Annotated in this window: 10 protein-coding genes; 6 read left to right on the top strand and 4 right to left on the bottom strand. The window is 61.0% G+C overall.

Annotation, left to right across the window (positions count from 1 at the left end; translation table 11 throughout):
* Together D0550_RS30680 and D0550_RS30675 are read left to right on the top strand one after the other, a co-directional pair.
* On the top strand, positions 1-622 hold a 622-nt coding region (locus D0550_RS30680; RefSeq protein ID WP_153067430.1), incomplete at its 5' end, for a c-type cytochrome.
* 201 nt (positions 623-823) lie between these two features.
* Positions 824-2,809, top strand: a complete 1,986-nt coding sequence (locus tag D0550_RS30675; protein WP_161966148.1) for an MHYT domain-containing protein — start codon at positions 824-826, stop codon at positions 2,807-2,809.
* A gap of 9 nt (positions 2,810-2,818) precedes the next feature.
* Here the strand turns inward: D0550_RS30675 and D0550_RS30670 are convergent, their stop codons facing one another.
* A complete protein-coding gene (locus tag D0550_RS30670) occupies positions 2,819-4,417 on the bottom strand; it encodes a M20/M25/M40 family metallo-hydrolase (RefSeq protein WP_161966147.1) in 1,599 nt (532 codons plus the stop codon).
* Between the two features lie 172 nt (positions 4,418-4,589).
* Positions 4,590-5,243, bottom strand: coding sequence for a pentapeptide repeat-containing protein (locus D0550_RS30665; protein WP_161966146.1), 654 nt, complete (start codon positions 5,241-5,243; stop codon positions 4,590-4,592).
* A 399-nt stretch (positions 5,244-5,642) separates the two neighbouring features.
* On the opposite strand from D0550_RS30665, the gene D0550_RS30660 reads away from it, so the two are divergent.
* The 4 genes from D0550_RS30660 to D0550_RS30645 all read left to right on the top strand — a co-directional run bounded on the left by D0550_RS30660 (position 5,643) and on the right by D0550_RS30645 (position 9,496).
* Positions 5,643-6,890, top strand: a complete 1,248-nt coding sequence (locus D0550_RS30660; protein ID WP_116813007.1) for a porin — start codon at positions 5,643-5,645, stop codon at positions 6,888-6,890.
* 393 nt (positions 6,891-7,283) lie between these two features.
* On the top strand, positions 7,284-8,150 hold the full coding sequence (locus D0550_RS30655; RefSeq protein ID WP_116813002.1) for an alpha/beta hydrolase family protein: 867 nt from the start codon (positions 7,284-7,286) through the stop codon (positions 8,148-8,150).
* A 67-nt stretch (positions 8,151-8,217) separates the two neighbouring features.
* Positions 8,218-8,907, top strand: coding sequence for a lipase secretion chaperone (locus D0550_RS30650; protein ID WP_116813001.1), 690 nt, complete (start codon positions 8,218-8,220; stop codon positions 8,905-8,907).
* 58 nt (positions 8,908-8,965) lie between these two features.
* Positions 8,966-9,496: a DUF3280 domain-containing protein gene (locus D0550_RS30645; RefSeq protein ID WP_153067429.1), complete on the top strand. Its 531-nt coding sequence runs from the start codon at positions 8,966-8,968 to the stop codon at positions 9,494-9,496.
* Here the strand turns inward: D0550_RS30645 and D0550_RS30640 are convergent.
* Positions 9,493-10,593: a porin family protein gene (locus tag D0550_RS30640; protein ID WP_116812999.1), complete on the bottom strand. Its 1,101-nt coding sequence runs from the start codon at positions 10,591-10,593 to the stop codon at positions 9,493-9,495. The two genes, D0550_RS30645 and D0550_RS30640, sit on opposite strands and share 4 nt — an antisense overlap.
* Positions 10,590-11,429: a hypothetical protein gene (locus D0550_RS30635; protein WP_161966145.1), complete on the bottom strand. Its 840-nt coding sequence runs from the start codon at positions 11,427-11,429 to the stop codon at positions 10,590-10,592. The genes D0550_RS30640 and D0550_RS30635 overlap by 4 nt, the downstream gene beginning before the upstream one ends.
* Positions 11,430-11,675: the final 246 nt, after the last annotated feature.

Below are 11,675 nucleotides of genomic sequence, written 5' to 3'. Positions count from 1 at the left end.
GCAGCGTCAGATGTGTATAAGAGACAGACCAAAGACGAACCCGTGGGTCCGTACTGCCTTGCTCGACGGCATCGATCGCCTCATCCCGCGAGCCGACGACGGTTCGAAACGGATGGCCTATCTGGCCGCAGAGCCGAAAGCGCTCCTCACATACGCTGCGAGCGGCGCGACCGATGCGCCCAGAGCCGCACAGCTGGCGACGTTCCTGCGCTGGCGTGGCTCCGCAGTGGACACGGCCGCGTCACTCGCAAAACTGACACCCGAACAACGCGCCCTCTATGACAAAGGGCGTGGCTCGTTCGCCGTGTGCGCTGCCTGTCATCAAGAAGAGGGCCAGGGAATGAAGGGCCTCGCCCCCGCGCTCGCCGGGTCGCAATGGGTGAACGGCTCGCCGCAGGCGGTGGTTCGTATCGTGCTCAATGGCAAGGTCGATCAACTCGCCATGCCGGGGCTCGGCACCGCGCTCGATGATGAGACGATCGCATCGATTCTCACGTACGTGCGTCGCTCGTGGGGCAATGAAGCGAGCCCCATCGATGCGCGCACCGTTAAATCCATCCGCGGCGTCGTGTCACATCGTGACGAGCCGTGGAGCGACGAAGAGCTGCAACCGCTGCGCTAAAATCCTCCGCTGTCGGCGCGCGGCGACAGTCTGACTGACTTGTCAACGCCTTTCGGCGGACACCCGAGTGCAAAACCCGGGTCGCCCTATTGTTTTGTCTTTTTTTCTAGCTCTATGCTGTGCTGGGCAGGATGCTCGAATGCCGGGGAGCGCAGGGATGCGCAGGACCGGCCCCACAGCACGGAAGTGTGCTCAGAAGACATGCACGCGGCCCATCATCCTATTTTCGTCGTCTTGTCCATCCTCACGGCGTGGTTCGGTTCCTGGACCGCGTTGGATCTATTCCGTCGCGTGCGGGCCCATGGCGGCGCGTGGCGCATGGCCTGGATCGCCGCGGCAGGGGTGGCACTGGGCCTGAGCATCTGGTCGATGCACTTCATCGCAATGCTCGGCTTCGATCCGGGCGGCGAAGTGCGCTATCAGGTCGACCTCACGCTGTTGTCGCTCGCGCTGGCGATGGCGACGACCGCATTCGCTTTCTTCTTCTCCTCCCGACACCCGTCGCCGCATCGACAACTCATCAGCGGTGTGATCATGGGCGGCGGCATTTGCACCATGCATTATGTCGGCATGGCAGCTCTGCACACCCCTGTGGTGCTGACCTACGATCCGAAGTACGCAGTCCTGGCCTTCCTGATCGCATTCAGCGCATCGACGGGCGCACTGGTGATGGCTGCAAAGGAGACGACGGGCGCGCAGCGCGTACTGGGCGCATGCGTACTGGGCGTCGCCATCGTTGGCATGCACTACTGCGCCATGCTGGGCCTCGATGTCGACGCGAGCGCACTCCAGAAGATCGAGCCCGCTGGCGTCAATTCCATCGTACTGGCCGTCGGTCTGGCCACGGGCACGTTCTTTATTCTGCTATTGACGCTGATCGCGGCACTTCACGATCGCAGAGTCGAAGCGCTGGCCTTGCAAGCCGCCCTGCGCAGCGAGCAACAGCTGCGCGATCTCCTGGTTGCCGAAAAGCTCGCCGCTGAAGCCATCGCCGCCAGATCCGAAGCGGAAGCTGCGCTGATGCATGCGCAACGGCTCGATGCGCTCGGCCGGTTGACCGGCGGCGTCGCTCACGATTTCAACAATCTGCTCACCGTCGTGATCGGCGCGCTGGATGTGATTCTCAAACATCCAGAGAACGCCGCTCGACGCAAACGGCTCGGCGAAGCGGCCCTCGCCGCCGCACGCCGCGGCGAACGACTCACTGCTCAACTGTTGGCCTTCGCACGTCGTCAGCCGCTGCAACCCCAGGCCAGCGACCTCAACGAGCTGATCCGCGAATGCGAGCCACTGCTGAAACGCGCTACCGGAGAGTCGATCACGCTGGTGCTGCGCTTGTGCCCTGACGAAGCGATCGCGCTGATCGATCCCGCGCAGTTCGAAGCATCCCTGTTGAATCTGCTCGTGAACGCGACCCACGCCAGTGCCACCGGCGGCGAAATCGTCGTGCAAACGCAAGTCGTCGAACTGCGGGACTCAGAGGTGTCGAATCTTGCACCAGGGCGCTACTGCCAGGTCACTGTCAGCGATTGCGGCGAGGGCATGAACGAAGCGGTGATGAGCCGGATCTTCGAGCCCTTTTTCACCACCAAGCTACCGGGCAAAGGGACCGGCCTGGGCTTGAGTCAGGTGTATGGATTCGTGCGCCAGTCAGGCGGCGAAGTCCAAGTACGCAGCGCGCCCGGTGCAGGCACCACTTTCAGCGTGTACTTGCCGATCGGCGTCGCCGTGCAAGCGCCGGAAGCAGTTCCCGAGCGGCCGATCAAACACTCAGACGTTTCGTGGAATATCCTGATGGCTGAAGACGATCCATCGGTCGCCGGGATCGTGGAAGTCATGCTCGCCGATCTCGGTCATCATGTGCTACGCGCCGGGAACGCGGAGGAAGCCATGCGCATCCTGCACTCGAAGGCGCCGATCGACGTGCTGCTGAGCGATGTGATCATGCCCGGCGGCATCAACGGCGTAGAACTGGCCAAACAAGCCGAGCAACTGCGGCCGGGGATCAAAATACTGCTCAGCTCCGGCTACGCCGGCGAAACCTTGGACGAATCGCTCGCGCACGGCCGCGATTGGCCGTTCCTCAGAAAACCGTACTTCGCCAGTGAGCTCGCCGAAGCTCTGGCGCAACTTCGCGATCCCGGCAGCGACGATCACGCCCAACGTCGCATGTTGCCAACCGGTTAGTCGCAACTGCTACGGCTCACCTCGGGGCGCACGTTGTGCCTGAGGTGCAAATACAGCCGCGAGTTCATCGCCCTCGTACCACAACGGACGCTCCGGCGCGTTCGCGGCCGCTGCAATCGCACCATAGATGTACTGGCCCCAGCGCTGGGCCACGTCCCACTGCAGCGGCAAGCTCATGTCATCGGACGGTTGGTGATAATGGCGCGATTCATATTCATCCCAGGTCGTTACGTCCATGCCTCCGCTGCGAGTCCGGCCGCGATCCGGATTGGGGAACAAGACGGGAATGCCCATGCGCAGAAACGGATATTGATCGCTCAGCGCCAGATTGCCCCGACCGGGGATCGGATCGGGGGCATGCACCGCGTCGATGGCTCGTGCCGCCTCGAGCGACATGCGCCCCAAGGTGGAGTGCTCGGCACCAAGCGCAACGATGCCGGCGAAGTCGTGAAAGGCCATGAGCCCATCCACGCTGATCGCGCCGACGATCTGTCGCAACGGCAGCGATGGATGCTCGACGAAATAGTCCGAGCCCAGCAATCCCTTCTCTTCTGCAGTGGTCGCGAAGAACAGCACCGACCGCTTCGCCCCGCCCTGGGCACTCAGCACTCGCGCAGCTTCCAACATGACGGCGATGCCGCCGGCGTTATCGACCGCGCCGTTGTAAATCACATCGCTGCCGGTCTTCGTGCCCACCCACGTGTCCAGGTGCGAGACGATGGCCACATACTCGTGCTTCAGCACTGGATCCGTGCCGGGCAGCACCCCGATGACGTTCGGGCTCGACAGGTCCTCGTGGGAAGATTTGCGCGAGAGCCGCATCTGCGCAGGCAGCTCGAAGCCGCGCGGTGGCGAGGTCAGCGACTGTCTATAGATGCGATCGATGTCACGCTTGGCCTGGCCAAACAGTGTCTCGGCGGCACGCGGCCCGAGCGTCACCGTCGCTTTGATTGGCGCGGCTACCTCGCCCCGCTGCGGATCGACCCATCCCAGCGCTGGCAACGGACGCACCTGCCGGGCCCGCTCCCAGGGCGAAAACTGCTCTCGCTCGGGGGACTTCAGTGTCAACAAGGCGACGGCCCCTGCTGCGGCCGCCATTCGTTCCTTCTGTTGAGTCCAACTGTAGTGTGCGCGCAGCGCGCCCGGAAAACTCGCCGGCGCTCCTTCGAGAATCACGACCGCCTTGCCCTTCACGTTCAGGCCGGAGTAGTCGTCGTGCTTCAGGCTCGGCGCGCTGATCCCCCAGCCGGCAAACACCAGCCCCACCTCGATGCGCTCGTCGCGCGAGTAAGGGCTCGCATCGACAGCGATATCCTGACCGTTCTCGAAAACGATGGGGCCCCGCTTCGTGAGCAACTCGAAGCGCACGCCATTGCTGTGTAACGAGCGCCGTCGCAGCGGCACTTGCTGAAAGAAGTCAGCCTGCCCCGGCACCGGCACCAATCCGTATGAAGCAAACTGCGCGGCCACGTAGGTCGCGGCAATGTCGTAGCCTTGCGTGCCTGCTTCACGCCCTCCGAGTACGTCGGCGGCCAGGAATGCGGTGTGCGCCTTGATGGCATCGGCCGAAACAATTGCAGTCTGGGCATTGCCCCGATGAGCAAGCATTCCCAAGCTGCATGCAACGAAGACATACAGCCAGATCCGTTGGTGTGTCATTCAAACAAACCGGGCAGCGCAAGGATGGCCTAGCTTCTCACATCCGGCTGCCAGGCTCGCACACCAACAGACAGTTGCATCAAATGCGCAACCAGCGCCATCGAGCGCTGCCTGAAAAGCACTACCGATCGAAGGTCGCCGTCTCGCGGCCTTGCACGGAATCGAAATCGAACACTTTGTCGAGACCACTGGCGCCGACAAAGATGGCGTTATGAATCTGGGCATCCTTCATGTTTGCGCCCTCGAGCCTGGCACCACTCAGATTGGCACCCGTCAGATTCACCCGACTCAGATCGGCGCGCGTGAGATCGGCGTTACTCAGATCGGCATAGCTCAAATCGCCGCGAGACAACTCCGCGGCGATCAGCTTCGCCCCTTTGAGCGACGCATGCGTGAGCACGATGCGGATCAATCCCATTGGCTGATTGCGCATATCCGCACCTGCCCTCAAGTCGGATAGATTCGCGCCATCCAGGTTGGCGTGATCGAGCCTGCTCACCAGATGCGCGCCTCGCAGATTGGCACCGGCCAGATTTGCGTTATCCAGCAGCACGCCGAAGATATTCGCTTCTTGCAAATCCGCCTTCACCAACACCGCCTTGCGCAGCAGCGTCAGATTCAGGTTGCAGCGAGTGAGCTTGGCATTGGAGAGATCGGCGCCGTCCAGATCTGCACCGAACAATTGAGCACCGCGGAAATCGATGCCGGAAAGATCCACACCGGCGGCCTTCAGATTGGACAGATCCGTGTTCCCGGATTCGAGCTGCGATATCACTTGCTCTCGAGTCGCAGGCGCAGCGAATGATGCACTGGCGCCAAATACAAATAGTAGAGACGCAAGACACAGACCGACCATCGACCTGCATCGCCACAAATTTCTTTGCTGTTGCTTGGCAAGCACGCGTTAGCCTCATTCAATAAATGTTTCTCTATGGCAACGACTGTATCACTGTGCCGAGGTGTGCCGTAACAGTGTCACGCGTTGACACATCGTGATCTGTTGCCGATACCACACATCTGCACGTTTGCTACTACGCTCGTTGCAAACAACGCGCCGATGCATATTTATTTCCTACGACAGCGCATCGCGATCTGCGAGCGCACCAGCAAAGAACGACGTGGCATAGCGCTTGCTATGACTGTAGAACGGTCAACTCCGTTCGGGAAAAAAGTCATGCGCACGAAAGAACGCACCAATGGTTCCACCTCTATCCTCTGGTCCACGGCAGTAGCGACAGCTCTGCTCGCTGCAAGTTTCTCGCCTCGCAACGCCGCGGCGGTGGAAGTTTCTGCCGGCGACTGGAAGCTGACGGCCAAGGGCAATGTCAATGTTTACTACATCCATTCCAGCTGCGAAGACGAGCGCTCGCTCGGAGTCACCGGCGGGCTCGCCTGTCGCGGTGCCGCTGGAGAAGATAAATCTTCGTCGGTCAGCAATGGTCTGCTGCCCGCAGCACTCCAGATTGGTGCTGCGACCACGCAGAAGGGCCTGGACCTGGCAGTCACCTTCGGTTTCTATCCGGGCATCAGCACCAACGACGGCAGCCCGAATCTGCAGCAAGGCGCGACCAATCTGAATACCGCACTGGGTACCACTGCCATCGACATGCGTCAGGTGTTCCTGACGATCGGTAACGACAAGATCGGCGAGTTCATGCTCGGTCGCAACCTCGGCCTGTTCGGCGGGGATGCGATCTTGAACGACATGACTTTGCCCGGCGTCGGCGCGGGCAATGGCAACTACGCGGCGCCAGCCAATACGTCTTTAGGCTCGATCGGTCTCGGTTATATCTATGCGGACTGGTACGCGCAGATGAACTACACGACGCCGAACCTGGCGGGCTTCAAGTTGACCGTCGGTATCTTCGATCCGCTCGAGCCGATCGGCGCACTCATCTCCACGCCCAAAAGCAGCCCCGGCTACCATGGCAAGATCGCCTTCAAGAGCGACGTGTTCTACGCGTCGGCAAGCTACATGTCGCAAAAGCAGAATCGCCCGCTCAATTTCGGCGACTACACCGGCCACGGCTGGGACATCGGCGGCAAGGTAACGATCGTCGGTCTCGAAGTGCTCGGTTGGTATTACCAGGGCACAGGCCTCGGCACGACAGCGTTGTTTTTGTTCGGCGCGACCCCGCTCGGCCAGGAACGCGATTCGGATGGTTTCCTCGCTCAGATCACCTACAAGTTCGGCGACGTCAAACTGGGCGTCAACTATGGTCAGAGCAAGTTGGATCTGGCCTCCGGCGAGCTGCCGTCGGACCTGGTGGAAAAGAACGAGAAATATACGGCCGGTATTTACTACTCGCTCACTGAGAATCTGACGCTGATCGGCGAGTACTCGGATATCAAGGCCACCGCTCACAACAACATCGAGAACAAGAGCGACAACTTCAACATTGGCGCTTACTTGTCGTTCTGAGATCCAGCCTTAACGGCGGCGCCCCAACGGGCGCCGCCGACTAAAACCGACCTGCAGTACTGCCCGAGCGCAGACGACCGCGCTCATCAATCCATGTTCTCGGTGCCAGAGCAACCGCCGGCACCTTGCCCTCATCCACAACGCAGTCTGCTGTGGATCGAAGCATTCAAATAGAAACATTGGCTTGAGCGTGCCCGAGCTCATTGCAACTAAATTGACATTCAGGGGCACGCTCGCCCAAGAATGGTAAAGCCGTTTGACGTCGTGCTATATCCCCTGCGCCGTCAATTCCGTGATGAGCGATCCACAGCCGCAGAGCGGAACTCGGCAGCAGCTCCACGTGCCGCCGGCACGTGCGAATCATCAACATGAATCGATGCTCAGGGGATACACATGGAAAGGAAGAACTCCCGCCGCAGATGGGCCATCGGACTGGGTTTGCTGGTTCTGGCCGCGAGCGCACATGCGCAAACGAATCCTTATCAGAAAGGACCCGATCCGACCTCCGCTTCGTTGAACGCCACCAGTGGCCCATTCAGTGTCGCAACCTCCAGCGTGTCGAGTCTCGTGACTGGCTTCGGTGGCGGCACCATCTATTACCCGACCACTACCGGCACTTACGCTGTGCTCGCGATCAGCCCGGGCTTCACCGCGACGCAATCGTCGATCGCGTGGCTGGGGCGCCGGATTGCGACGCACGGCTTCGTTGTGATCACTATCGACACCAACAGCACGCTGGATCAACCGCCGAGCCGCGCGACGCAGTTGATGGCAGCGTTGAACTACGTCACCAACTCCAGCAATGCCACGGTGCGCAGCAGAGTCGATGCATCACGTCGCGGCGTTGCCGGCCACTCGATGGGTGGCGGCGGAACGTTGTACGCCGCACGTGACAATCCTTCGCTGAAGGCGGCGGTGCCGTTGACCGCTTGGAGCACATTGAAGTCCTTCTCGAGCATGCAGGTGCCGACGCTGGTCATCGGTGCGGAGGCCGACACGGTCGCACCGGTCGCTTCGCATTCCATTCCGTTCTACAACAGCCTGTCGGGCTCGCTCGACAAGGCGTATGCGGAGCTGAACGGCGCCAGTCACTTCGCGCCAAACAGCACCAATACGCCAATCGGCCGCTATTCAGTGGCCTGGGTGAAACGCTTCATGGATAACGACACGCGCTATACGCAGTTCCTGTGCGGCACACCTCATCAGAGCTACGCCACGTCGCTGGTGTTTTCTGACTATCGGTCGACCTGTCCGTACTAAAAAGCTCTTGCGCGTGGGGATGGCGGCGGACTGCCGCCATCCTTTTCGAGCCAGTAAGGATTGATGCATGAGCACACGCACACTTGTCGCCGTTTGTTTGCTCGCTGCCGTCGGCGCAACAGTCGTTTGGTGGGTGCGATCTAATGTGCCGCAAGCCGTTGAGCTGCGCACAGCGGACGAACGATCTGCGGCGACTGCGACAGCAGTCGTAAAGCCCGCCGAAGAAACGCACACGACCGAGCGCCACCAGTCCGTGACACCTGCGCCAGACTCGCCGCCGGCCAGGACCGACGGGAGCGATCCCTTCCGCGTCGATAGTACTGGCAAACTCGTTCTGGACGAGCAAACCCGGCTCAACGTGGAAGCTTTGTTTGCACAGACCGCCCCCGCCGACTTGGCTCAAGCGCAGCAGAGCGCCACAGCAAAACTGCCGCCCTCCGCCGCCACCGAAGCCGCGGCTTTGCTCGAGCAATACGACAATTATTCAAAAGCGCAGCGACAGTCCTATCCCCCCGGCAACGCGCCCACGACTGAAGAGGCGGCGCTCGCCGAGCTAGAGGGTCTGCATGCGTTACGCGTCGCGCACTTTGGACCGGAGATCGCGAGGGCGTTCTATGGTGCGGAGGAAGAGCTCACCCGCTCACTGATCGACCTCATGCGCCTGGAGAAAGATCAAAGCCTGACGCTGCAAGAAAAAGCCGAGCGCGCCCAGAGGCTGCATGACGAGATCGAGGCCCGGCAAAAGCGCCGGCCCTAGCGCGTGCCCTCAGTTCGCCGGCTCGACCGGATCGGCAGGGTCGTCGTAACATCAATGGGTGACGCGCCTACGCATCATTGCTTTCGCGTTCCTCGTTTGCACGGCAAGCATGTTCACTGCCGCGCTCGGCGCGAATGAGGCGCGCACACCGCGACTCGTCGTTCTCGATGTGGAACTCACAGGCGACCTCGGCGGCCCGGAGTTCGCGGCCGAGCATGAAGCTCGGTTGAAACTGGCAAGCGCACGCCTGCGAGAGGATCTCGCTGCTACTGGCCTCTATGAGTTGGTGGACACAACACCCGCCCACGACACTCTGGCTCAGCTCAAATCGCAACATCGTTATCTGCACGACTGCAACGGCTGCGATCTCGAGCTCGGCCGGCGTCTGAAAGCGGATCAGGTGCTGGTCGCGTGGGTGTATCGGGTCAGCGGCCTGATCCTGACGTTGACCTACGAAATCCACGACGTCCCTTCCAGCCAGATCGTCGCCCGAAAGTCCTTCGACTTCCGCGGCGACAACGACACGGCCTGGAGGCACGCCATCGACTATATGGTTCGCGACATCAAGGCATCGCCCCCCGCCCGCTAAAAGAATCCGTGCACCTGGGCGAAGTAGATCTTCCGGTTCTGCTGATCGTTCTGGGGAATGCCGTCGTAGACGCGAGCGCCGGCCCGCAGCTGGAAGAACTGGAACGGAAAGTACTCCCAGACCAGGCTGAAACGGTTCTGCTCGTCCTCGTCCACGTCCGTGTCGGGATCGAAATACTCCGCGGTCAGCTTCAAGTTCTGACCTTTGGTCATCAGCCAGTTCGCCTCGATCAGTCCCACCCATTGCTTGCGGTCGCCCGGGCCGAGCGTGTGGTCCTCTATATAATCAGCTTCGCCAAGCCAAGCGATCGGTCCGGTGCGCACGCCCGCGAATACACCTTGCATCTGGCGATTGCCGGCATCCGTGTGATTGTGATTGAAGCCGGCGCCGAAGCGCCACACGTTGCGCACATGCTCGGCACGCAAGCTTACCTCCTTGCCTTCGTCCGTCTCGGCTCCGCCTGCAGTGCCATTGGTCACAGCCAACTGCGCGGTCCAGTTGGGCGCCTCATATCCGACCTGCACGCCCCGATCGGGCGTTGCGAAGTTGATGCCGGTCACTTGTCGAATGAATGCGGTGTCGTCCTGGAGTCGTATGCCATAGGGCAGGAAAAACTGACCGGCCTGAAAATTCCAGTACTGGCCCTTGCTCGTGTAGCGCGCGAACGCTTCGAGATTGGTGCTGCCACCCGGCGCGAGGCGCTGATCGACATAGACAGCGAGCCGGTCGGGAATCGCAGTGACCGCGAGATACGCCCGCATCTCATCGACATCGAATTCGTTGGTCGAGTCGTTATGCGGCACATCGGTGTACGTCGCACTCGTTCGCAGATTTCCGCCGAGCGCGACAAACGAATTCAACATGCCGGTCCACACCTCCGTGCCCACCCCTTCTATGCGACGCGCCGGCAATGCACTCTGCGCATAGGCGTTCCCGAATACGTTACGCATGCCCCCACCGGCTGGATTGAAATGACAGTTGCCGCATTTCAGTCCTTCGCGAACGGCGATGTACGGCTCGGCATGGGCGATATGAAGACCGGCGACGACCAGTGCGACCAGCGCGCAAACCCTCCGAAGCAAGGTGCCCGATCTCATTGAGTCATCTCCACAGTGAAGCGCAGAACAAAATCGCCGCCGGGTGCGCCGTCGCCATCGCCATCGATGGGTAGAGCCCGCATATCGGCCATTGCGACCGGATCGGTGCCACTGATGCGCAATTCGTATGAATCCGCAGCGAGCGGCGCGAGACGAGGAGTTATCGCAAGAACCGTGGGCAGATCGGATCGAACCGTTGCGTCGACGGGCACTTCACGTTCGTTGCCCGAATCGAAATTGCCGTCGCCACCGCTGGCACGCAGCTCGATCAGATTCGACTGCAGCAGCGACGTATCGAGCTCGACATTCGAGGTGATGATGACGTCGCGCACAGGCGCCGGCACGATTTCATTGCGCCCCGGCGATATTGCCGTCAGCTTTACCATCTCGAAGCGCGACTTCGCGCTGCCCCCCACTCCGGTGGAGTTCTGCGCGCCGTCCGTGATCCATTGGCGAATGACGGCGATGGTTTCTTGAGGCAACGGCGGTTGATTGAGCGGCATGCGGCCGCCCACGGCCGCGATGCCCTCGAGCTTCTGAATCAGGTAACTCGAATCGGGATTGCCCGGCTCCACTCGGTGCAGTGAGGGCACCTCGACGCTCGACGCGTTCACGAGCAATGCATATGACGAGCCTTCATCGAGTCGCAAGCCCAACGGCGCAGCAGCGCCTGCGTGACATACGGTGCACACAGGCGTGAATACATTGTCCTGAATGGATTGGAAGTTCGGCTGCAGCGTGCCGCCACCGCTCTCGGTTACGGGCCGACCGTTCTCATCGAGCCCGCTGCCATCGCCAGCACAGGCAGTCAGCACACATGTGGTACACAGTGCCAAGAGCTTCGCCTTCCTCATGCATTCACCCAGGCGTTGTTGTTCGCTGGCGTGGGTGCCCACGCACGCGCAGCAGGTTCATTCTGTCGCGTTGAACTTTCCAAACGACGCTCAGGTACTCACGCACACATCCCTGGCAGAGGCGCTCGTTGGGAATGTAAATATGCGCGTGCACAGAGCTATTTCAGCTTTGCTTGCAATGACATTGATAGCAGTCAGTGGTTGCGGCGGAGGTGGAGACGACCATAG

Source organism: Steroidobacter cummioxidans, assembly GCF_003104955.1.
The sequence above is the reverse complement of the archived record's forward strand: the minus strand, read 5'-3'. Positions and strand labels throughout refer to the sequence as shown.